Annotated in this window: 20 protein-coding genes; 6 read left to right on the forward strand and 14 right to left on the reverse strand. The window is 58.4% G+C overall.

Annotated elements, in window-relative coordinates; all coding sequences use genetic code 11:
* Positions 1 to 5 precede the first annotated feature (5 nt).
* The 5 genes from QOL67_RS12150 to QOL67_RS12170 form a co-directional block, all read right to left on the reverse strand.
* The gene (locus tag QOL67_RS12150; RefSeq protein ID WP_283426233.1) at positions 6 to 473 is read right to left on the reverse strand and encodes a DUF2269 family protein; all 468 of its coding nucleotides are present in this window, start codon (positions 471 to 473) and stop codon (positions 6 to 8) included.
* Complete coding sequence (locus QOL67_RS12155; RefSeq protein WP_283426234.1) at positions 470 to 1,762, reverse strand: SDR family oxidoreductase; 1,293 nt, start codon at positions 1,760 to 1,762, stop codon at positions 470 to 472. The genes QOL67_RS12150 and QOL67_RS12155 overlap by 4 nt, the downstream gene beginning before the upstream one ends.
* 96 nt (positions 1,763 to 1,858) lie before the next feature.
* Positions 1,859 to 2,470, reverse strand: a complete 612-nt coding sequence (locus tag QOL67_RS12160) for a GyrI-like domain-containing protein (protein ID WP_283426235.1) — start codon at positions 2,468 to 2,470, stop codon at positions 1,859 to 1,861.
* A gap of 159 nt (positions 2,471 to 2,629) precedes the next feature.
* Complete coding sequence (locus QOL67_RS12165; protein WP_283426236.1) at positions 2,630 to 3,301, reverse strand: ZinT family metal-binding protein; 672 nt, start codon at positions 3,299 to 3,301, stop codon at positions 2,630 to 2,632.
* Positions 3,302 to 3,482: 181 nt separating this feature from the next.
* On the reverse strand, positions 3,483 to 3,638 hold the full coding sequence (locus QOL67_RS12170; RefSeq protein ID WP_283426237.1) for a hypothetical protein: 156 nt from the start codon (positions 3,636 to 3,638) through the stop codon (positions 3,483 to 3,485).
* A gap of 354 nt (positions 3,639 to 3,992) precedes the next feature.
* On the opposite strand from QOL67_RS12170, the gene QOL67_RS12175 reads away from it, so the two are divergent.
* Entirely contained in the window at positions 3,993 to 4,910 is a 918-nt protein-coding gene (locus QOL67_RS12175) for a LysR family transcriptional regulator (protein ID WP_283426238.1), read from the forward strand.
* On the opposite strand, the gene QOL67_RS12180 is transcribed toward QOL67_RS12175, so the two are convergent.
* The 4 genes from QOL67_RS12180 to xylF form a co-directional block, all read right to left on the reverse strand.
* Positions 4,907 to 5,830 (reverse strand): glucokinase, encoded by a 924-nt coding sequence (locus QOL67_RS12180; protein ID WP_283426239.1) that lies wholly within the window; start codon positions 5,828 to 5,830, stop codon positions 4,907 to 4,909. The genes QOL67_RS12175 and QOL67_RS12180 overlap by 4 nt on opposite strands.
* 54 nt (positions 5,831 to 5,884) lie before the next feature.
* Positions 5,885 to 6,649 carry an ATP-binding cassette domain-containing protein gene (locus QOL67_RS12185; RefSeq protein ID WP_283426240.1) on the reverse strand — a complete coding sequence of 255 codons (765 nt, stop codon included), beginning with the start codon at positions 6,647 to 6,649 and terminating at the stop codon, positions 5,885 to 5,887.
* An 11-nt stretch (positions 6,650 to 6,660) separates the two neighbouring features.
* A complete protein-coding gene (locus QOL67_RS12190; protein WP_283426241.1) occupies positions 6,661 to 7,926 on the reverse strand; it encodes a sugar ABC transporter permease in 1,266 nt (421 codons plus the stop codon).
* A 150-nt stretch (positions 7,927 to 8,076) separates the two neighbouring features.
* The gene (gene xylF / locus QOL67_RS12195) at positions 8,077 to 9,090 is read right to left on the reverse strand and encodes a D-xylose ABC transporter substrate-binding protein (RefSeq protein WP_283426242.1); all 1,014 of its coding nucleotides are present in this window, start codon (positions 9,088 to 9,090) and stop codon (positions 8,077 to 8,079) included.
* 207 nt (positions 9,091 to 9,297) lie between these two features.
* Between xylF and QOL67_RS12200 the strand changes: the two genes are divergently transcribed.
* Positions 9,298 to 10,491, forward strand: coding sequence for an ROK family transcriptional regulator (locus QOL67_RS12200; protein WP_283426243.1), 1,194 nt, complete (start codon positions 9,298 to 9,300; stop codon positions 10,489 to 10,491).
* On the forward strand, positions 10,481 to 12,022 hold the full coding sequence (locus QOL67_RS12205; RefSeq protein ID WP_283426244.1) for a CRTAC1 family protein: 1,542 nt from the start codon (positions 10,481 to 10,483) through the stop codon (positions 12,020 to 12,022). Before QOL67_RS12200 ends, QOL67_RS12205 begins: the two co-directional genes overlap by 11 nt.
* Before the next feature lie 13 nt (positions 12,023 to 12,035).
* Here the strand turns inward: QOL67_RS12205 and QOL67_RS12210 are convergent, their stop codons facing one another.
* The 3 genes from QOL67_RS12210 to xylB form a co-directional block, all read right to left on the reverse strand.
* Positions 12,036 to 13,346 (reverse strand): cytochrome-c peroxidase, encoded by a 1,311-nt coding sequence (locus tag QOL67_RS12210; protein WP_283426245.1) that lies wholly within the window; start codon positions 13,344 to 13,346, stop codon positions 12,036 to 12,038.
* Positions 13,347 to 13,439: 93 nt separating this feature from the next.
* Positions 13,440 to 14,744, reverse strand: a complete 1,305-nt coding sequence (gene xylA / locus QOL67_RS12215; RefSeq protein WP_283426246.1) for a xylose isomerase — start codon at positions 14,742 to 14,744, stop codon at positions 13,440 to 13,442.
* On the reverse strand, positions 14,741 to 16,195 hold the full coding sequence (xylB, locus tag QOL67_RS12220) for a xylulokinase (protein ID WP_283426247.1): 1,455 nt from the start codon (positions 16,193 to 16,195) through the stop codon (positions 14,741 to 14,743). Before xylB ends, xylA begins: the two co-directional genes overlap by 4 nt.
* Positions 16,196 to 16,456: 261 nt before the next feature.
* On the opposite strand from xylB, the gene QOL67_RS12225 reads away from it, so the two are divergent.
* From QOL67_RS12225 to QOL67_RS12235, 3 genes are read left to right on the forward strand one after another with little or no spacing between them, the layout of a single operon-like run.
* Positions 16,457 to 18,931: a heavy metal translocating P-type ATPase gene (locus tag QOL67_RS12225; protein WP_283426248.1), complete on the forward strand. Its 2,475-nt coding sequence runs from the start codon at positions 16,457 to 16,459 to the stop codon at positions 18,929 to 18,931.
* Entirely contained in the window at positions 18,931 to 19,317 is a 387-nt protein-coding gene (cueR, locus tag QOL67_RS12230; protein ID WP_283426249.1) for a Cu(I)-responsive transcriptional regulator, read from the forward strand. Before QOL67_RS12225 ends, cueR begins: the two co-directional genes overlap by 1 nt.
* Positions 19,318 to 19,372: 55 nt before the next feature.
* Positions 19,373 to 20,086 carry a ZIP family metal transporter gene (locus tag QOL67_RS12235; protein ID WP_283426250.1) on the forward strand — a complete coding sequence of 238 codons (714 nt, stop codon included), beginning with the start codon at positions 19,373 to 19,375 and terminating at the stop codon, positions 20,084 to 20,086.
* Between the two features lie 519 nt (positions 20,087 to 20,605).
* Here the strand turns inward: QOL67_RS12235 and QOL67_RS12240 are convergent.
* Positions 20,606 to 22,171, reverse strand: a complete 1,566-nt coding sequence (locus QOL67_RS12240) for a 2-isopropylmalate synthase (protein ID WP_283426251.1) — start codon at positions 22,169 to 22,171, stop codon at positions 20,606 to 20,608.
* A 14-nt stretch (positions 22,172 to 22,185) separates the two neighbouring features.
* Entirely contained in the window at positions 22,186 to 22,542 is a 357-nt protein-coding gene (locus tag QOL67_RS12245) for a cupin domain-containing protein (RefSeq protein ID WP_283426252.1), read from the reverse strand.
* Between the last annotated feature and the right edge of the window lie 378 nt (positions 22,543 to 22,920).

Raw genomic sequence — 22,920 nt, forward strand, 5'->3', positions numbered from 1 at the left:
TTGTATTAGAACACGGGTTTCATCAGCATGAGCCAGACGATCCCCATGACCGCGAAGAAGGCAGGGAAGCCGCAGGCGAACCAGATGCGGTAGAGCGTGAAGAAACGGCTTGGAAGTGGGGTTTGCTTGTCTCGGGCAGTGCGGGCGAGGTTGCGCATTTGCAGTTGGATCCAGACGACCGGCAGCCAGAAAGCGCCAACCACCACATAGAGGATCAGCGAGAGCAGTAGCCAAGGTTCCCGGAGAGACCAGCCGAGTTGCCAGGCCAGCAGCGTGCCAGTGATCGGTTGCAGGAGTGCGGCGGTGGCGGTGAAGACGGTGTCGGCGATCACCACAATGCCTGCGACATGGGCAATGAGAACGGGATCGCGGCTGCGGTGGGACAAGACCATAAAGAAAGCGATGCCTGCGCCGGTGCCTAAGAGGACGGTGGCGCCAAGGACATGGGCAAAACGGAGAAGGTCTTCGATCATCGGTCGTCCATCAGAAGGGCTACAAAAGCGGCGAGTGTCATGCCGGGTAGGACCTTGACCATGGGGCCAAGCGGATCAGCGTAGAGGGCAGGTGTTAGCAGCGCCGCGCCGAGGAGGTAGGTGCCAGACAGAAGGATCATGCCAATGGCGGCTTTGCGGGTGTGGCGTCGGATGAGGATTGCAGTGCCAAGAAAGATGTCTGCGATGCCGCCGCCTATGACAGAGAGGGCAGCGAAGGTGGGATTGGTGCCTGTGGTGGTCAGAACCCGCATGGCTTCCGGTGTTTGGACGAGACCAATCAGACCAGAGAGCAGCCAGAACAGAGAGAGCGTGGCGATGGCCAGTGGCAGAGCAAGATAGACGCGGGCTGCGGTGCGGTCTTGTGCGGTTGCAGGATGGTTTTCCAAGGTTTCCGCAAGCGGGTGGCAGGTGTGATTGGTCAGGGCATGCCAGGGCAGAGGGTCGCCAGTGATGCCTGTGTCAAGGACCGCCAACGACGTGCTGCGCAAAGGGGCGCGCCAGCCAAGCCAGCTGAAAGCATCTGCGCAACGCGCGGTGAGAGTCAGGGACCAGCGTGGCAGAGTAGGGCGCCAAATCGGAGCAGAAACGCCGAGCCAGGTGCGGGTGCGCAGCACCAGGGTGTCAAAGTTCTGGGCGTTGGGTTCCGTGATGTCAGCAATGGTGCCTGAGGGAACTTTGAGATCGCAGGCCAAAGCCACGGCATGGGCGACATCGGCAAGGGCAACGGTTTGTATTTGGCTGCTCTGAAAGACACGCGGCATGATGACTGGTAGGGCCGCGAGGGCCCGCAGAAGCGCGCTTCCGCCATAAGACTCGCGCCCCAGTACAAGCGTGGGCCGCAGGATTACGTGATTGGCTTGCGAGTTGGATAAGATGGCATCGCCGTCTGCTTTGGTGCGCAAAAAGGCGGTGTTGGCTTCAAGAGACACGCCGGCGGCGGAGATCTGTATCACGCGGGTTTGGGTTTTTGTGGCGGCTTGCACGAGATGTCGAACAACATCCACGTGAATTTGGCTGAGACTGTCGCGTGCGCCGTCCTGCAGCGCGCCGGAGGCGTTTACCACCACATCTGCGTCTTTCAGCAAAGCGGTCCATTGATCGGCGCTCAACGTGGTGAGGTCGAGGTGTTTCCACCGGAATTGTGGAAAACGGGCGGCAGCTTTGGTGCTGCGGCCCACACCGGTGACGTCATATCCGACCTCTGCCAGTGCCGCCATGCAGGCGGCGCCAATCAGGCCGTAGCCGCCAAGAACAAGGGCTCTGGGCATAGGGACGCTCCGCATTTACCGTTGGAGTCAGCTTATCATAAGCGCTTTGACTTGCACGGGACTTTGCGCAGTTTGCGGCAATCTGACGTTGGAGGGTTATTGCCTACGCACTGGATGACGTAGGACAGTACGCAGTTTTTCGGGGGCGGTTTTCCTCGGGTCCCCCAAGTAAATCTCATGGTGGTGACCGTTTTCCGTCAGGCCGTTTTGCGGAAGGAACTCCTTGTGCAATTTGGCGATGGTGGGGCCTTCCTCGCTATAGGGACCTATGTGCAAGATTTGCGCGCAGAGGCCTTCGGCGAAGGTTTCGCGGCGCAGTGTGGCGGGTGGGTCGCCGAGTTTTTGCGCAGCCTTGTCGACGCTGGCGGCAAAGGCGGTCTGATCCAGCCAGTCGGGCAGCATGATCATCATGGTCCAATGCCATTCGTCGCGCCGATCAGATGTATAAGCCGTCATGTCGTCAGCCCACCAGAGACCTTCGAGCGGGGGCACCACGTAGTCCTTTTCCAGGGTTAGCTTGGAGAAAAACTTGAGGCCGTAGCTGACCGGATAGAGCCAGGACAAGGCGTATTGGTAGGCCTCATTGCCCGGCGCGCCGTGGCCGTCGATCATGACAAAATTCATTTCCGGGACGTCGACAAGAGCAAAGTCCTTGGCGGAGGGGGCATAGAGCGATTTGAGGGTCTTCTTAAAATCGATTTTGGTCATGATGGTGTCCTTGCGTGGGGACCGGCGGAGAGAAAACAGCGCGGTGTTTCTCACCATTAAGCATCGAGAACAAAATGGCAACAAAAGACTGTGCCGGTGACACGCGAGAGAGTCAAAGTCCCGCGTGTCACCAGTGTTTGGCCTCAGGAAAAGATGGCCCTAATGGCTGGTCATGCTTTCAACGATGTCCGCACCGCTCCAGGCGGCAGGGAAATAGGTTGGCCAGTTGGTGACTTCTTTGAGCAGGGCGGCGCGGTCGTCACCCCAGTATAGGTGGAAATGGTCGACCTTGGTGGGCACCATTTCATGGTCGCTGAACTGGATGAACTGTGGGGCGGCGGTGTCTCCGCCAGATTTTTCGTAGATGAAGCGGATGCCCTGATTGCCGGATTTGTAGGTCAGGATTTCATAGCCGTCAGATTCGTATTCACCCTGAACCGGTTTGCCGTCTTTGAAAAAGGCAACGTTTGCGCCGTCGATTTGGATGCGATCCACATCGGTTTTGAAGCCGGTTTCATAGTAGGTGCGGTATTCCTCGGCGGTTTTCTTACCGCTTTCGGCTTTGTGCTCAAGCACGGGATCCAGCGTGCCGTCTTTCAAAAACGGGTAGACAGATTGCCAGTCGTTTTCCCAATCAGACAGCGCGCGTGGGAGAACTTTGGATTCGTCGATCAGTTTTGGTTCAGCCTTTTGATGATCATGCTTGTGCGCGTGTTTGTGCTCTTTGGAGTTGGTGTCGGTTGTGGCGGATTGGGCCGCTGCCTGGGATGAAAATGCGACCAGCGCACCAATGGAGAGCGCAGTGAGGTGTTTGAGAACGGTGTGTTGCATAGGGTTTCCAATTTTCATTCAGGAATCATGTTATAACATAACATTTGATGAATTAGAGGGCACGTCGGATGTTGGCAAGTTGCTTTTGTTTGCGGATGGAAAGTCAAAAAAGGCGCAGCCGAGGGGCTGCGCCTTTGGGATGGCAAAGTAAGAGGCGGGAGAGGGGGTCCCAAACGTGCCTCTACTGGGACATGCCACCTTCGCTTGCGACCTGTTCTTTTACATGCCCTTCGTCGCCGCGTGGCGGGAAGTCAGCAGATGTGGTCAGGTGCGTTTTTGCCGTCCGTGTGACAGGACCAAAGGTCCACATCTTGGTGCCTATCCAGCGGGTGGACATGCCAGAGTCCTCAGCTGCTTTTTTGTATGGGTCGCGTTGCTTTTCACGACTTGATGGTAACGGCCGAGGCTGGCCCAGCCGACGTCACTTGCCATGATCACCAGAGTTTTGGGTTGATCGGGTTCAGCAAGAGCGCCTTGTGCGGCGATGCCCAGAGCCGTGATGGTTGTCGTCATCGACACCATCATTGCAGGGAGTTTCGACACAAAATCACATCCTAAATACTTGCGCGTTTTCAGTTGGGCCCAGTTGCTTGCTGCAAAGTAAGGTTGTGTGGTGGACGATGGCAACGGAGGTTTACATTGATTTCAATATCTGGAATTTAGGGTGAGGAACCTGAAAACGAGACCCAATATGTTGACTGAGACTTCTCTGAACGCGTTTTTCCATCTGGCGGAAACTTCGAGTTTTCAAGAGGCTGCGTGGCGGATGGGGGTCTCTAACGCCTCTTTGACACGCTATATTGCGCAGGCGGAAGAACAGGCCGGTGTGGTCCTGTTTCATCGCAGTCGCAGCAACTGTAGGTTGACTCGTGCTGGTCAGGCGTTTTTTCCTCTGGCACAGCAGCTTGACCAAGACCTGCGCCGGTTTTCCCGCCAGGTCGGGCTGTTGCAGGACGGTGGCGGACAACAGTTACGGGTGGGCTGTGGGCCGTTGGCGCCAAGGGCGTTGGTGATGCCAGTGGCGGAGGCTGTGCTAAAGGCGTGGCCGAACATGCGCTTGTTTCTTGAAGTTAGTGCCCGGACCGCGCCGCTTGAGAAACTTCTGACCGATGAGTTGGATATTTTCGTCGGCGATCTGACACATACGCCGGAGGCGGAGAATGTGGAGATCATTGTGATGGAAAAGCGCAATGTGGTGTTTGTCGCGCATCCGGATCATGCGGTGCATGCGTTAGGGCCGTGCACCTTGGCTGATGTCTTGCAGTTTCCCTTGGCCTCGGGGCATTTGCACAAACACTGGCGCACAACGTTTACAACACTCTTAGGCGGGGATCAGGCGGCCGCGGACAAGGTGAGCCGGTTGCCGCAGATCGAGAGCGACGACTACCATTTCCTGACCGGGTTGGCGCGCGATGGGCGTTTTGTGGTTGGCGCGGTTGAGGAAACCTTTGAAGAGGCGCTGGCGCTAGGGTGGTTCAAGCGTGTGGAGTTGCAGGCCCCGCCCACCTGGAACATTTGCGCGGTGCGCAAGGAAGGCGGAGCGTCGCCGGTCTTGGAGGCGTTTTGGCGGCAGCTCCAGAAGTATGAGATGAACCCGGCGGCGGCTTAGGAGGTCTGTTCCAGGTATTGCACACAGCCTGCGAGCGCAGCGGTGTCATCGGTGATCAAGCTGATCGGGAAGTTTTCCGGATCAACAATGTCATGGGCGTCGCGGGTGAGCTCTTCGACAAAATCGGACAGCGCGGTTGAGGTCAGGATGCCTCGGGAAGCGGAACCTGCGAAGGCCACGCCGTCACGTGGCATGTATTGCAGGATCATGGCCTGGGTCAGGCGGCCTAAGGCGCGCGCAAACAGGCGCACGGTGCGGGTGGCGTCAGAACACCCATTGGCAAAGCCATCGACAATCTCTTTGCCGCCCATGCGTTGCCCGCTGACAACCTGATGTAGGCGTTCAAGGCCGCGGCCGCAAAAGCAGTCCTCATAGGTGACAAAGACGTTTGCGCCGTCGCCAAGCTCATCGCGCAGCAGTTTGCCCACGGAATAGGGCAACTCGGCGTGACCAAGTTCGGCTTCCATGGCGGTCAGACCACCCCTGGCGTTGCGGCGGGTGGGGCTGACATTGAAGCCGGTGCCCATGCCCGCAACCAACGCTTGGCCATTTGTCGGCTCATGTTTGGTGCCGCAAACGGGATCTGTCGAGATGCGGGCCAGCGCGTAGCCCAAAGCAGAGAGGTCGTTGATCAGCTCCGCATGGGGCGCGCCAGTTTGTTTGCGCAGGTTCTCCACGCTGAGAAACCAGTCGCGGTTGGTCAACTCCCCTTCGCCGGAATGCACCGGACCGGCGATGGCGATGCACACCCCGGCGAGGTCGCCGGGGGTGGTTTTTTCAAGATAAGCTGCGAGGACGGCGTCAAAGCTGTCGTAGTCATCATTGGAGGCGCGCATTACACTTTCAATGCGCACACCTGTGGCATCCGCCAGAGCTAAACGTGTGTTTGTGCCACCAATGTCACCAACTAGGAACGTCATAAACCGCAACTTTCTTCTTCAGAGTCAATTCGTTGGTTCGTCTATCGAATTAATTCAGGTTTGAACAGGCACGCCTTCGGGCTTTTTTCCAAGAATGATCATGCTCAGCAAATCGTCGTCGGTGACGTCGTTTACATCCACTGTGCCAACCAGTTGACCGTTCTTCATCACCGAGGCGCGATCGCAGAGTTCCATAACGTCATGGATGTCATGGCTGATCAGAAAGATGCCGATGCCCTGGGCTTTGAGCTGTTGAATGAGCTCGGAAACCATTTGGGTCTCATGTGGGCCAAGCGCGGCTGTAGGTTCGTCCATGATCAGGATCTTGGCGTCGAAATACACGGCGCGGGCGATGGCCACGGACTGGCGCTGACCACCCGACAGGGCAGAGACCGGCTCTGCGAACTTTTGGAAGTTCGGGTTGAGCTTGCCCATAATCTTGCGCGTCTCAGCTTCCATGGCGTCGTCATTCACTGTGCCCAGAGGGGTGGTGAGTTCGCGACCTAAGAAGAGATTGGACGCCGCATCGAGGTTATCGGCCAGCGCAAGTGTCTGGTAGATGGTCTCGATGTTGTATTTGCGGGCGTCGCGCGGATTGTTGATCTCCGCCTTTTCACCGTTGATGTAGATTTCGCCGCCGTCACCCTGATAGGCGCCGGAGAGGATCTTGATCAGGGTGGATTTGCCTGCGCCATTGTGGCCCAGAAGGCCGACCACTTCACCCGGCATGAGATCGACGGAGACATGGTCCACCGCTTTGATCCCACCAAAGGAGATGTGGATGTCGCGCATTTCCACGAGAGGGGTTTGCTTGTCCATAATGTTTCTCCTTATGCGCCGGTGCGGCGGCGGTAGACGATGTCGACCCAGACCGCAAAGACCAGAACCACACCAACAACGATATTTTGCAGCGGGGCGTCCACGCCAACAGAGGCCATGCCTGATTGCAAAGACTGCATAATCAGCGCGCCAATCACGGCGCCGTAGATGGTGCCTGCGCCACCTGAAAGCGCGGTGCCGCCAATCACAGCGGCGGCGATCACACGCAGCTCGTCCAGTGTGCCAAGGCCCACGTCGACCGCGTTGAGACGGGCAGAGGCGATGATTGAGGCAATACCGGTGAGTGCGCCCATCAGGGCGAAGATTTTCACGGTCAGAAAGCGGGTGTTGATGCCAGAGAGTTCCGCCGCTTCAGGGTTGCCGCCAGTGGCGTAGACGTAACGGCCAAAACGGGTGCGGCGGGCAACGATGGTCATGGCGATGGCCACCGCCAACAGGATCACCACCGGAATGGCCACGCCGTGGTTCCAGACCATGCCGTCGGTGTATTCGATGCCTTGGGCCTTGGTGATGCGTTTCATCGCGCCTTTGGGAATGGGGTAGCTGTTCATGATCGTCACAAACAGCAGGATGCCGCCTGCAGCGATGGCCATGAGGATGCCCTCGGCCCAGGCTGGTTTCACGGAGAAACCGTGGGAGGCCTTGTTGCGGCGGCTGAGCAGCATGAAGCCCACTGCGACCAGGGCAGCAATGATGCCAAATGCCCAGCTGAGTGTTTCGCCCAACGTACCTTCGGCACCACCACCAAGAAGGCGGAAAGTTGGATCAAGCGGGGCTTGCGTCTGGCCTTTGGTGACCCACCACATGGCGCCGCGATAGACAAGGAACCCCCCGAGGGTGACGATGAACGCAGGTACGGTGAGGTAGCCGATGACCCAGCCCTGGAAAGCACCAAGTGCAGCACCCATGAGGATCGCGGCAAAGACGGAGATGATCCAAATCGACCAGTGACCGAGGCCCAAGACGTCGGGAAGCACCTGGACTTGAAGTGCGGCCACACTCATGCCGATGAAGCCCAGAAGCGAACCAACAGAGAGGTCAATGTTGCGCGTCACGATCACAAAGACCATGCCAGTGGCCATAACGGCAACAGAGGCGGACTGGACCGAGACGTTGAAGAAATTCCGGGGTGAAAGGAAGCGGCCATCTGTAAAGACGCCAAAGACAATCCAGATCACCACAAGCGCACCGATCATGCCAAGCAGGCGCGGGTCGAGCCCCAACTTGTTGATCAGAGATTTGGCTTGATTTTGCATTGTGCGGTCCCTTTTTGGTTCGCGCGGATTGAGACACCTTTCCCAGTCTGCGCAGTGGAAGCCGCGCCAGTCAAAGGTGGTCAAATCTTAGGGGAGTGGGGAAATTGAGTGCCCCCCCGTGCGCGAGGCGCGCGGAGGGGCAGAGTTTGCTTAGTTACACGCCGCGTTGGAAGACCCAGCGCAGAGCACGTCTTTTTCGATCCAGCCAGCATCCAGAACTGTGTTCAGGTTGTCTGCTGTCACAGGCACAGGGGCCAAGAACATGGAGTTCAGCGTGGTGCCCGCAGGGGAGGTCCACTCAGCCGAGCCGTCCACTGCGTTGCCGGACGCCAGAGCCACAGCGATTTCACCAGCTGCGTTGCCCAAGGCCCGCGCGTCTTTCCAAACGGAGACGGTTTGTGTGCCCATTGCCACACGGTTCAGCGCGGCGTGGTCGCCATCCTGACCGGAGACTGGAATGCCTTCCATGCCTTGTGCTGTCAACGCAGCCACAACACCCCCGGCGGTGCCGTCGTTAGACGCGATCACCGCGTCAACTTTGTTGTCCGCAGCCGTCAGGATCTGTTCCATGTTGCGCTGGGCGTTGGCGGGCACCCAGCCATCAGTGTAGGCTTCGCCCACGATCTTGATGTCACCGCTGTCGATGGCGGCCTGAATGATTTCTTGTTGGCCACCGCGCAGGAAGTCTGCGTTTGGATCGGTGGGCGACCCCTTGATCATCACGTAGTTGCCTTTTGGCATGGCTTCCAGAACGGCGCGGGCCTGCATACGACCGACTTCGACGTTGTCAAAGGTCAGATAGAACGCGCGGCTGTCTTCGATCAGGCGGTCATAGGCAATCACCGGGATCTCTTCGTCAGCAGCAGCCTGAACGGCTGGTCCCACGGAAGAGGCGTCTTGTGCCAAGATGATCAGCGCGTCAGCGCCCTGTGCGATCAGGCTTTCGATGTCGGAAAGCTGCTTGGCAGAGGAACTCTGCGCGTCAGCCGAGATATACTTGGCGCCAGCAGCGTCCAGCGCGCCTTTGATCGCCGCTTCGTCGGTTTTCCAGCGCTCTTCCTGAAAGTTGGACCAGCTCACGCCGATGACCAGATCATCAGCCCATGCAGCGGTGCTCATAATGGCGCCGGCGATAACAGCCGTCGCAGATGCAAAAAGTTTCATGGTGTCCTCCCAAATGTTCGTCCCAGTCTTTGGCCGAAGTGAGTCGGCTGTGACCGGTGTTCTCAATCGTAGCGTAATAAATTTGTAAATCAAATTAAATCAACTAACCTTGCAATGAGCGAGCAAACATCGGCATGGTTTGACGCCGGTTCAGGGCCGTTTGTGTTTTGATTTTAGGCCGCGTTCGGTAAAGAAGGAAATGAGTATATGTCTGTGAATCAAAGAGAAATCGGGCGGCGAAAGCTGTTGACTGAAATTCGCAGGCAGCAACGGGTGCCACGTATTGATCTGAGCGAGCTGACGGGAATCAGCCGCGCAACCGTGACGACAATCACAGCAGAGCTTTTACGTGAAGGGTTGATTGAAGAGGTCAGCAGCGACTCAGGGGAGAAGGATTCGAAGCGAGGACGACCTAAGGTGGACCTGAAGATTCGGGGTGCGGCGCGCTTGATTGCGGGGGCGAAAATTTCCAACAAGACGGTGTCTCTGGTGCTGTTGGATTTTGAAGGCACACAATTGGCGGACCATGAGGCGGACCTAGAGACTGCAGTTTTGCCTGCTGCTGAGATGGCGCAAGTTTTGGCGGGTTTGGTGGAAACGCTGGCCCAGAAAATTGGAATGTCGCGCCAGGATGTGGCGGGGTTTGGCCTAGGGATCGCCGGGGTGGTCGACGCCCCCCGCGGGTTTGTGCATTGGTCGCCGTCTCTGACAAGTCGCAACGTGCAGTTTGGTGACGTTCTAGAACGAGTGCTGGGTATTCCTGTGTTCTTGGATAATGACGCAAATCTTGTCGCTATGGCGGAGAAGAGCTTTGGCCTCGGGCAAGGGCACAATGATTTTATTGTGGTGACAATTGAGAGCGGCGTTGGCATGGGTATTGTGATCAACGATGAGATTTACCGCGGTACGCGTGGTTGTGGCGCAGAATTTGGGCACACCAAAGTGCAGCTTGAAGGCGCGTTGTGTCGTTGCGGACAACGAGGATGTCTGGAGGCGTATGCTGCGGACTATGCGTTGACCCGTGAGGCGATGTTGGCCAGTGGTGAGGCTGCGGAGCGGCAGGTCGAGGACATCCTGCGGGCGGCAAAAGAGGGGGATGAGATGGCCGCGTCTATTGTGAGCCGGGCTGGTCGTATGTTTGCCATGGGGCTGGCCAATATCGTGAACATTTTTGACCCGGAGCTGATCATTCTGGCGGGCGAGCAGATGCAGGCCAGCCACCTTTATGCGGAAGATGTGATTGCAGGGATGCGCAAGCTGATCGTGCAGGTCGATAAAGCCCCACCGGAGGTGGTGGTGCACAAGTGGGGCAACTTGATGTGGGCACGGGGTGCGGCAGCCTATGCGCTTGAAAATGTGTCGGAAAATGCACTTTTGGGGATGGCGGACAATGCAGCTTAGGGGCGCCAGTGCGCTGATGATTGTGGCGGCTAGCGCCGCGCAGGCGGAGGTGCGCTTTGCGCCGGTAGACGTGGTTGAACACGTCTATGACGGGGGGTGGGAGTTTTATGTCGGTGGCGGAGTGGCTGCGTTCGATTGCAGCGGTGACGGCTTACCAGAACTTGTGGCGGCGGGTGGGGAAAATCCGCCGGTGTTGCTGCGCAATAAGAGCAGCCATGGTGGAACGATCACGTTTGAGGAAGCCACGCCGGATGCATTAATGGTGCCTGGCACCACGGGATTTTACCCGCTTGATATAGACGGTGACGGTTTGCTGGACCTCGTGGGCTTGCGAGTGGGGGAGAACCTGCTTTTGAAAGGCGGCGCCGAGTGTAATTTTGAACCAATGGATGTGCCGGGTTTTGATGGTAGCACAGCCTGGACCACGGCGTTCTCGGCCACGTGGGAGCGGCAGGATGCGCCGCCGACTTTGGCCTTTGGAAATTATGTGGATCGCGATGATCCCAAAGGGCCATTTGAAGCCTGTGACGGTAATGATCTGTTCCGGCCTGTGGCGGAGGGTTATGCACATACGGCATTGACGCCGGGGTTTTGTCCGCTGTCGATCCTGTTTTCGGATTGGGGCCGTTTGGGGCGGGCTGATCTGCGCATGAGCAATGATCGACACTACTATGTGAAAGGTGGCGCGGAGCAGCTTTGGGCGATGGAAGACACGCCACGTCTTTATGGAGAGGCGGACGGTTGGGCCACGCATATGTTGTGGGGCATGGGCATTGCACAGCGCGATCTGGATTTTGACGGCAAGGCCGAGGTGTTTTTGTCGTCGATGGGTGATCAGCGGTTGATGAAGCGTGTGAGTGCAGAGTCCCCGACGTTTGAAGATGTGCCCTACGAAATGGGCACTTCGGCCCATCGGCCTTACACCGGTGGGGACGGGCGGCCGTCGACCGGCTGGCACATCAGCTTTGGTGACGTGGACAACGATGGGCTGGACGATGTGTTCATTTCCAAGGGCAACGTGCAGCAGATGCCTGGTGCGGCGATGGAGGATCCCAACAACTTGTTGATGCAGCAGGGGGACGGCACTTTTGCGGAAAAAGGCGATGTGGCTGGGATTGCCACATTGGCGCGCAGCCGTGGGGCGGCTTTGGTGGATTTGAACCACGACGGGTTACTTGATTTAGCGGTGGTAAACCGGCGCGCGCCTATGGAAGTTTATCAAAACGTCAGCGAGGGAACAGGCACCTGGGTTGCGCTGACCCTCATGGGCAAGGATGCCAACAGTCAGGCCGTGGGCGCGTTCATTGAGGTGAAAGTTGGCAAGCGGGTGTATCTGCGGGAGATCACGGTTGGCGGTGGTCATGCCGGAGGTGTGTCAGCGCCGCAGTATTTTGGTCTTGGCGAGGCCGAGTTGGTTGAGGTGCGGATCAAGTGGCCGGATGGCACGCAAGGTGACTGGATCGAGGTGCCGGTGAACGGCAGTTGGCGGGTGTGGTCTGAAGGTCCGGTGACCGTATTGTCAGAGTATTGAGATGTGGCAGGGATCAGTTTGACGGCTGATCCACAGGCAGGCCAGAGGGCACACTTTCCGGCACGCCGAGGCGGCCTTTGATGGCGTCGTAATCCGTAAGACTTTCGAGGAAGGCGAGGATCTGTGTCACTTCCAGATCGCTGAGACCAATTGGAGATATCTCATTGGCGGCGGCGATTTCAATCACTTCAACTTCATCTCTCATCAGTTTGAAATCAGTGTCAAATTTTCCGTCTGAGTAGGTTGTGTTTGTCTCGACGTAAGCGTTGAGGGAAGCAATCGGATTGAGGTGATGGCGCACCATGGTCTCGAGTGACGTATAGGCGCCGTTGTGCCCGTATGGCGCGGTCTGAGTGATGTTGCGCAAGCTTGGTGTGCGGAAGCGATAGAAATCCTCTGCTGTGCCTGTCACACGGCCACGGCCGACGTCTCGATTGTGGTTTTCAAACGGTGCAGCTTTGCCCGGGCCGATCTGCGGAAGCGCAATGGCGTGAAAGCTGTGGTCGGTTTGGAATTGTCCTGCGTGGCAAGTGCCGCATTGGGCTTTGCTATAGAAGAGGTCCATGCCAGCGGTGGCGCTTTGTTCGAGTGGTGTGCCATTGCGCAAGTATGCGTCGAACGCGGAGGCATCAGCCTGCCATTCAAAGGTGATGAAGGCGGCCAGCGCGTTGGCGATGTGGTGGAATTTGATGGGTTCATCTGCGCCGATGACTTGATCAAAGGCGGCGCGGTAGGCGGGGATGGCCGCAACCCGTTTGGCGAGGATGTCCCAGGCGCCGCCTGGGCCGGTGAGTTGACCGAGGCGCACGGCTTGGCTCACGTCGTTTTCGGAATAGTGACCTGCCATTTCGTCCCCCGACAGGACCGGAAACATGGCTTGTGCGGCGAGAGCGTTCCTGAACCCCATCTCCATTTCGCTGCCCAAGGGTGTGCGGATGCCAGAGGGGCGAGTGGGGTCGTCTTCTAACCGGCCATCGTGGAAGAAAACGGTGAATTCGGTGGCGCCGAGGTTCCACAGCGCGGGGGCATTGCGGGGGATGCGTTTCTCGGGCGGGTTGTTTGGGTCAATTTTGCGATCCAGGCCGAGGCCCGTAGCGCCATCGCCCAGCCCCAGAGAGACGCCGTCAGAGGTGCCCAGATCGGGGTGGTGGCAGGTGGCGCAGGCCACGGAGCGGTTGCCAGACAGGATGGGATCGTAGAACAACTGCCAGCCCAGTTCGACTTCATTCACATCCTGCGCCGGAAAGGTAGCATCCGCCTTGGGCAGCGGTGACGCGCTGGCAAGCGCGGGCAGGAAAGCGGCTGTGAGCAAGAGCTGGCGCATGGCTGGTCTTTCAAATCAGGACGCCCTTCGCGCAGGAGAATGTGCGCGAAGGGTCAGTATATCCTGTCTCAATAACGGTTTTGAAACAAGATATTACACAAAGCGGTTCACGTAGTTTTCCAGGACCTCCTGACGTCCGGATTTCGGCGTTGGGTTGATCCTTCCACTCATCACATCGTCGAACGTACCGTCCAGACCACCCGCCAACATGGCTTTTGATGCGTCGGTGTCCCAACCAGCGTAGCGTTCAGCCAAGGCATCTTCGAGACCACCGTCTTCGATCATTGCGGCGGCAGCTTTCAGGCCACGGGCACAGACGTCCATGCCGCCGATGTGCGCAGCGATGAGGTCTTCGGCATCAAGCGACTGGCGGCGCAGTTTGGCGTCAAAGTTGGTGCCGCCGGTTTTCAGGCCGCCGTCTTTCAGGATATGATAATAGCTGAGGGCAACTTCCGGCACGGAGTTGGGGAATTGGTCGGTGTCCCAGCCCGACTGGTAGTCGTTGCGGTTCATGTCGATGGAACCGAGCACACCAAGCGCGGCGGCGGTGGCGATCTCATGTTCAAAGCTGTGACCGGCGAGGATGGCGTGGCCCTGCTCGAGGTTCAGTTTTACCTCGTTTTCAAGGCCATACTTCTTCAGGAAGCCGTAGCAGGTGGCGGCGTCAAAATCGTATTGGTGCTTGGACGGTTCCTGCGGTTTGGGCTCCACAAGGATGGTGCCTTCGAACCCGATTTTGTGTTTGTAGTCCACCACCATGTTGAGGAAGCGGCCCATGTTATCAAGCTCGCGGCCCATATCGGTGTTGAGCAGGGTTTCATAGCCTTCGCGGCCGCCCCAGAGCACGTAGTTCTCACCGCCGAGCTTTTTGGTGGCGTCCATGCAGGTTTTTACAGTGGCTGCAGAATAGGCAAACACCTCGGGGTCCGGGTTGGTCGAGGCGCCCGACATCCAGCGGCGGTGGCTGAACATATTGGCGGTGCCCCAGAGCAGTTTTACAGAACGCGTACTCATCTTTTCTTCAAAGTAGTCAATAACTTCTTCGAAGTTCTTCAGGCTTTCGGCAAAGCTGTCGCCTTCGGGGCGCACGTCGGCATCGTGCCAGCAGAAGTAAGGCTGCTGCAAGATGTCAAACATCTCAAACGCAGCGTCAGCTTTCACTTTGGCCATGTCCATGCGGGTCTGAGGGTGCCACGGGCGCTCAAAGGTCTGACCGCCAAACGGATCGCCGCCTTCCCAAGCAAAGCTGTGCCAGTAGGCGACAGCAAAGCGCAGGTGGTCTTCCATGCGTTTGCCCATAACAACCTCTTCGGGGTTGTAGTGGTGGAAGGCCATCGGGTTGGTGCTGTCCGGCCCTTCATATTGGGCGGGGGCGATGTTTTTGAAGAAGTCGGTCATTGTGTCAGGGCCTTTATGCCGGGGTAAAGTTTGACGAAGTCGGCATAGGCCGCCTCGTAGCTGTCACGCAGGTCGCTGCGGGGGGAAACGGTTGTGGCGATCTCGGGCCGGGTCATGACAACCTCGGGATCGGCACCTGTGGTTGCACAGATCGCCAGCCGGGCCGCGCCGAGGGCTGCGCCAAACTCGCCTGCTTTGGGCAGGGAGATGGGCAGATTGAGCAGGGTGGCGATAAGCTCGACCCAATAAGGGGATTGAGAGCCTCCGCCGATGGCGATCAGGCTTTGCAGATTGGCGCCGGTGGATTTCAACGCTTCGAGATTGTCGCGCAGGGCGAAGCTGACACCTTCGAGTACGGCCTGGGTGAGGGCGGCGTGGCCTGCATCAATGTCGATGTTCAGGAAAGCGCCACGCATGGTGGCGTCGTTGTGTGGTGTGCGCTCGCCTGAGAGATAGGGCAGGAAGCGCATGGTACCGGGGCCGGAAATGTTGTCGCCGAGCAATTTGGTGAGGTTGGCTGGTGTTTCCTGCAAGTTGCGGGAGAGCCAGTTGAGGCTGTCGGTGGCGGCCAGGATTACGCCCATCTGATACCAACGGTTTGGAATGGCGTGACAGAAGGTGTGCACGGCGCTGGCCGGTTTGGGCGCGTAGGCGTCGCGTCCAGTAAGCAGCACGCCAGAGGTGCCTAGCGATACAAATCCGTCACCGTCGTTCAGCGCACCGATACCACAGGCTGCGGCGGCGTTGTCACCTGCGCCTGCGGCGACGATCACGCCTTTGGGCAGGCCCAGTTCGGCGGCGATGTCATCGCGCACGGTGCCGATGGCGTCTGAGCCTTCAAACAGGTCGGGCATCTGGTCGCGGCGCATGCCTGAAGCGTCCAGTAGAGTGTCGGACCAGTCACGGGCGCCGACGTCGAGCCAGCTTGTGCCTGCGGAATCGGACATGTCTGAGGCGAAGATGCCAGTGAGCCAGAAGTTTAGGAAATCCTTTGGCAGCAATACCTTGGCGGTTCTGGCAAATATATCTGGTTCGTTTTCGGCAACCCAAGCCACCTTGGGGGCTGTGAAGCCGGGAAAGACGATGTTGCCGGACAGGTCTCGGACTTGATCGGTGGCGTCGAGCTTGGCCGCCTGCGTGGCGGAGCGGGTGTCATTCCACATCATGCAGGGACGCAGGGGCGTGCCATTTTTGTCGAGCAAATTGGCTCCGTGCATGTGACCGGACACGCCGATTCCTTGGATAGCGGCGACCTCAGCAGGGTGGTCGGCTTTTAGGTCAGCAAAGACCGCTTTGGTGGCCGTGATCCAGCCCGATTGCAGTTGTTCGCTCCACCCGGAATGCGGCCGGGCCGTGTCCACAGCGGCTTCTTTTGCACCGATCACACGTTGGGACGCGTCTATCAGCAAGGCGCGTACACCAGACGTGCCCAGATCAATTCCAACGAACATGGGGGCTCCTCCTCAGGTCTTTCGACTTAATTTGTGTATCAAATTAAATGGAAGATCAAACTAGAAATTGAATTGGGTCGGAAATTGTTGCGTTGCGTTGCGCGGAAATATGCAGGGGTTGGGGTTTTTTTGGTTAAATAACACACTGTTGGAGTGAGGCGTGTGGGGCAGATCAAAAAAAATGGCCATGCCTGCTTGACCCTCCCGTGACTGGAACCTTTATGTGATGTACTCGACAAAAGATCAGAACGAGGCGAGTCGATGACGGCGCATGTATTAAATTTCCAACTTGATGGGTTGAGCTGTGCGGGCTGTGTGAACCGGGCGCAAAAGGCGATGGCGGCTGTTGACGGTGTGCAGGAGGCAAGTGTGAATCTAGCGGACACGTCCGCGCGGGTTACGTTCAAAGAAGACGCTGCGCGCGACAGTGTGATAGCGGCGCTTAAAAGCGCAGGATATCCGGCGCGGGAAGCCACGGTGACGCTGGATGTAGGCGGCATGACCTGTGCGGGCTGTGTGCGCCGGGCTGAAATTGCGATGGCGGCGGGCGCGGGAGTGCTCTCCGCGGAGATTAATTTTGCCAGCGAAAGCGCGACCGTGCGCTTTTTGGAGGGGGCGATCACCGCCAACCAGATTGCCGCGCTGAGCACAAGGGCGGGCTATCCGGCGCGGGTGCCGGAAGACGGCGTGCCAGAGGACATTTCGGATCGGAAAGAGGAAGAGGCCAAGGCGGCCAAGCGGCGGGTGTTGCTGGCGGCGGTGCTGGCGTTTCCGGTGTTCTGCATCGAGATGGGTGGGCATATGGTGCCCGCGTTTCATCATTGGCTGATGACCAATGTGGGGATGCAGAACAGCTATTTGTTCCAATTTGTGCTGACCTCAATCCTGCTGATCGGGCCGGGGCGGGAGTTTTACGCAAAAGGTATACCCGCGCTTCTGAAAGGCGCGCCGGAAATGAACTCGCTGGTCGCGTTGGGGACTGGGGCGGCGTATCTGTTCTCGGTGGTGTCAACCTTTGCGCCGGGGCTTCTGCCTGCTGGTACGGCAAATGTGTATTTTGAGGCGGCCGCGGTGATTGTGGTGCTGATCCTTGCTGGGCGCTGGATGGAGGCGCGGGCCAAGGGGCGTACTGGAGCGGCCATACAGGCGCTTGTGGGGCTTCAGCCGCGCATGGCGCAGGTGGAGCGCAAAGGCGCGGTTTCCGAGCTGCCGATTGAAGAGGTTGCTGTGGGCGATGTTTTACATTTGCGGCCCGGTGAGCGGGTGGCCGTGGATGGCCGCGTGCTCGATGGCAGCTCGTTTGTGGATGAGGCGATGATCTCGGGTGAGCCAGTGCCGGTGGAGAAAACCGCAGGCGATGCGGTGATCGCAGGCACGGTGAATGGCGCGGGTGTGCTGCGCTATGAGGCGGAGCAGGTTGGGCGCGACACGATGTTGGCGCAGATCATCGATATGGTGCGTCAGGCGCAGGGTGCGAAGCTGCCGATCCAGAACCTTGTGGACCGGATCACGGCGGTGTTTGTGCCGGTGGTGATGGCCATTGCGGCGGCGACCTTTGTGGTCTGGATGCTGGTGGGGCCAGAGCCGCGCTTGGGTCATGCGCTGGTGGCGGCGGTGGCGGTGCTGATCATTGCCTGTCCCTGCGCTATGGGATTGGCGACGCCAACCTCCATCATGGTCGGCACCGGACGGGCGGCGCAGTTGGGCGTGTTGTTCCGAAAAGGGGACGCGCTGCAAGGCTTGCGGGACTGCGACGTGGTGGCGTTTGACAAGACCGGCACGCTGACGATGGGCAAGCCATCGGTGACGGATGTGGTTTTGGCCGATGGCTTTGACGATGATGCCGTGCTGGCGCTGGTGGCGTCGGTTGAGGCACAATCCGAGCATCCGCTGGCGCGCGCGATGGTTGCGGAAGCTGCGGCGCGCGGGCTTGATGTGGTGGCCTGTGCAGACCTGGAGGTGCGGGTTGGACATGGGTTGATCGGCACTGTGGACGGCGCGCAGGTGGCCGTAGGGGCAGCGCGGTTGATGATGGCGCTGGAAGTGCCGTTGGGTGGTCTCGAGGCGCGGGCGGTGGCCTTTGCCGAGGTGGGCAAGACGCCGATCTATGTGGCGGTTGATGGTCAGTTGGCCGCTGTTATTGCAGTGTCGGATGCGGTGAAATCCACCTCAGAAGAGGCGATCAAGGCATTGCACAATATGGGAAAAACCGTGGCTCTGATCTCCGGTGATACGGAGCGAACAGCGCGGGCATTGGCGCGGGAGTTGGGCGTAGATCATGTGGTCGCAGAGGTCTTACCGGATGGTAAGGTGCTGGCCTTGGAAGAGTTGCGGGCAACCGTAGGTAAGGCGGCCTTTGTGGGTGATGGCATCAACGACGCGCCTGCGCTGGCGGCGGCGGATGTGGGCATTGCCATTGGCACCGGCACGGATGTGGCGATTGAGGCAGCCGACGTGGTGTTGATGGCGGGCGACGTGGGCGGCGTTGTGACCGCTTTTGACCTGAGCCGCCGCGTGATGCGGAATATCAAAGAGAACCTGTTTTGGGCGTTTGGCTATAACGTTGCGCTGATCCCTGTGGCGGCAGGCATTCTGGTGCCGTTTGGTGGGCCTGCGTTGTCACCGATGTTGGGTGCGGGAGCGATGGCGCTCTCAAGCGTGTTTGTTCTCACCAACGCGCTGCGATTGCGGCGCATCCAGCCGGCGTTTCAGTCCAGCAAGAAAGAAGGTGCGTGATGAATATCGGGGAAGTGTCCAAGAACACCGGCCTGCCGGCGAAGACCATTCGCTACTATGAGGACATCGGTTTTGTGACCCCGGCGCGGGGCGACAATGGCTATCGCAGCTTCAGCGAGAAGGATCAGCACAAACTGGTGTTTCTGGGCCGGGCGCGTGGGCTTGGGTTTTCGATTGAGGACTGCCGGACGTTGATGGCGCTCTATGAGGACCAAGGCCGGGCCAGCGCGGATGTGAAGCGTGTGGCACAAAAGAACCTGAGCGAGATTGACCGCAAGATTGCGGATTTGCAGGCCATGCGCGGGACGTTGAGCCATCTGGTGGCAAATTGCGCAGGTGACGGGCGGCCGGATTGTCCGATTTTGGAGGATTTGGGGCGGGCGTAACGCCCTGATGTGACAAATGGATTGCTCTGTGGCGGAGGCGTAGTAGCATTGCGCCATGGGACCCATTCATTACGCGCTTTTGTTATCGTTAGTTGCTGGTCTGGCGATCCCTTTGGGGGGCGTTCTGGCGCGGGTTGAGCATATTTCCAACCGCGCGGTTGAGGCGCGGTTTCTGAAATCCATCACAGCTTTTGGCGGCGGGGCGTTGCTCTCGGCGGTGGCCTTGGTGCTGGTACCGAAGGGCGCGGAGGTGCTGCCGGTGGTGCTGGCTGTTGGTTTGTTGGTGGCCGGGGGCGTGTGTTTTGCGCTGGTGGATGCGGCCTTGGCGAAGGCGGGCGGCAGCGGGGCGCTTGTGCTGGCGATGCTATTGGATTTCTTGCCGGAAGCCATGGCGCTGGGGGCGTTACTGGTGACTGAGGCAACGACGGCGAAGCTATTGTTGGCGATGATGTTTTTGCAGAACCTGCCGGAAGGTTTTGCGGCGTTTCGCGAGATTTGGTCGCAGGGGAAAATGCCAGCGGCCAAGGTGCTTTTGGTGTTTGTTGCGCTGGCCGGGTTGGGGCCGCTCTGTGCGCTGTTTGGTTTTGCGTTTCTGGCGGATGATCCGGAAACGCTGGGAGCGATCACGATTTTTGCCGCTGGTGGGATTCTGTATCTGGTGTTTCAGGACATCGCGCCGGAAGCGCATGAGAGCGGCGCCTATTCACCTGCGTTGGGAGCAGTGGCCGGGTTCGCCCTGGGGGTGGCGGGGGATATGGTGATTGGGTGAGGTGTGGTCGGATGTTTGTGTGGAGCGCTTTCCGGAAGCCTTACGCTTTCCTTTGCGACGGATTGGCAGTTTTAGTCTTCCGCCTGACGTCACGTATCTAATCCGCGCTTGAAGTGGTTCCAGAACGCAGGATCTATTGCGTCGCCAAGTTTAAAAGAAACAGAATTGGAACCATCGACGCTAAGCAAAAAAGAAAAATCAAAAAGATGCGACCGTACTCATAGGCAGCTTTAGGAAAGCCCGATTCGAACCCAACCAGCTTTTTTAGAAAATGGACAAAACTTGGCAAGTCGATGTTCCTGTAAAAAATCACACTGATAGAAGTTATTTGGCTGGATTCTATTTGCAGAGTGTTCTGTTTCTCAAGCAACAATTTTCAGAAACTTACCGGTTGCTCCGCGTGAGAATGCCAAGGCTGTGCTTTGGCAGCGCCCGAACCGTCCCCACGGGGCAGGCGTGGCGACAAGTCGATGACTATCATCAAAAAGGCCGCTCGTTACCGAGCGGCCTTTCGTTTGCTTAAGCGAGGTCCTTATAGGACACCTCTTTGGCATCTGCGCCTTCGCCCACCTTGTCACGGCGCACTAGAAGACGGTTGAGCGCGTGGATGTAAGCCTTGGCCGAGGCGACAACCGTGTCGGTGTTGGCGGACTGGCCAGTGGCGATCACGCCGTCTTCTTCCAGACGCACGGAGACGGTTGCCTGCGCGTCGGTACCCTCAGTGACGGCGCTCACCTGATAGAGTTGCAGGCGCGCGGCGTTGGGGTGGATTTCGCGGATGGCTTTGAAAGACGCATCCACTGGGCCATCGCCTTCGGCTGTGGCGGAGACGTCTTTGCCGTCCACTTCCATCTCGATGGTGCTTTCTGCCGGTCCGCCGGTGCCGCAGACCACTTTCATGGAAACCAGCTGCAAGCGGTCGTCTTCGTCTTCGCCGCTGTCCGCGCGCACAAGGGCGATGATGTCGTCGTCAAACACCTCTTTTTTGCGGTCGGCCAGCTCTTTGAAGCGCACAAAGATGTCTTTGAGCTGGTTGTCGCCAACCTCAAAGCCAAGCTGATCGAGCTTGTCGCGCAGCGCCGCACGGCCGGAGTGTTTGCCCAAGGGCAGCGAGGTGCCGGAGAGGCCCACGTCTTCGGGACGCATGATCTCGAAGTTCTCGCGGTTTTTCAGCATGCCGTCCTGGTGGATACCGCTTTCATGGGCAAAGGCGTTTTTGCCAACGATCGCTTTGTTGGGCTGCACCAGGAAGCCGGACACGGTGGAGACACGGCGGGAGATCGCCATGATCTTGGTGGTGTCGATGCCGGTGGTCCAGGGCATGATGTCGTGGCGGGTTTTCAACGCCATCACAACTTCTTCGAGCGCGGTGTTGCCGGCGCGTTCGCCCAGGCCGTTGATGGTGCATTCGATCTGACGCGCACCACCTGCGACGGCGGCCAGGGAGTTGGCGGTCGCCATGCCAAGGTCGTTGTGGCAGTGGGTGGCAAAGATCACCTCATCGGCGCCCGGCACGGTATCGATCAGGCGTTTGATCAGGTCGGCGCTTTCGGCCGGGGCGGTGTAGCCCACTGTGTCGGGGATGTTGATCGTGGAGGCGCCCGCCTTGATGGCGATCTCGATCACCCGGCAGAGGTAGTCCCACTCGGTACGGGTGGCATCCATCGGCGACCATTGCACGTTGTCACACAGGTTACGGGCGTGGGTCACGGTCTGATGGATCTTGTCGGCCATCTCATCCATGGTGAGGTTGGGAATGGCGCGGTGCAGCGGCGAGGTGCCAATGAAGGTGTGGATGCGGTTCTGTTTGGCGTGTTTCACCGCCTCCCAGCAACGGTCGATGTCGGCGAAGTTTGCACGCGCCAGACCACAGATACGGGAGTTCACGGAGTTTTTGGCGATCTCAGAGACCGCTGCAAAGTCACCTTCGGAGGCGATTGGAAAACCGGCTTCGATAATGTCCACGCCCATGTCATCGAGCATGCTGGCAATTTCCAGTTTCTCGTCATGGGTCATGGTGGCGCCGGGGGATTGCTCGCCGTCGCGCAGGGTGGTGTCAAAAATCAGGACTTGGTTGTCGGACATGGTTCTATTCCAGTTCAGATATGCGGTTTGAGGGCAGGCGGCGTGTCGCTGTCCCCTGAGTTGGGTTCGCCTGTGGGCTCGATCAGAAGCACTTTGACTTCTTTCTCAGCCCGAGGGCGGTGAATTTGACCTTTGGGTACCACGACCAGTTCGCCGGGGCCAAAAGTGACGGAGGGCGCATTGTCATAGTCCATGGTGACTTCGCCCTCTAGCACAAGAAAGAAGTCATCGGTGGTGGCATGCTGGTGAAAGGCGTATTCGCCCTGAAACTTCACCACCATGACGTCATTGTCATTGTAGCTGGCAACCACATGTGGGTCCCAGTGGCTTGAAAACTTGGACAGTTTTTCAGCAAGGTTGATTTTTTGCATAGAGCTTTCCTAGCGTCCTGTGAATGTCGATTAAGCGCTGTGGCTTGGGACAATCGGTGCGAAACAGTCTCCTCTGAGCACGCGCACCGACAGGGTCACGCTCAGAGGCGGACTAGGAGTAGATCAAAACCACGCGCAAAGGGCGCCGGAAGGCGCGCGTCTGTTGCGATATGGGCTCGAGTGATCATGGCGCAGATTTATACATGCCGTTGATCAAATGAAAAGAGCAAAAGTTTTGGATTTTTGCCGCGAGATTTGCCCCGTTGCAGCGGATCTGTGCACCCTAGGAAATGTTTGGAAAATGGATGTCGGGGAGTCAGGCAGCGGGTTACAGCAGCATTGCCAGAGAAGCTGTGGGAACAAAAGCCGCGCAAAGGG

The organism is Shimia sagamensis (genome assembly GCF_900182745.1).
Taxonomy (GTDB): Bacteria; Pseudomonadota; Alphaproteobacteria; order Rhodobacterales; family Rhodobacteraceae; genus Shimia; species Shimia sagamensis.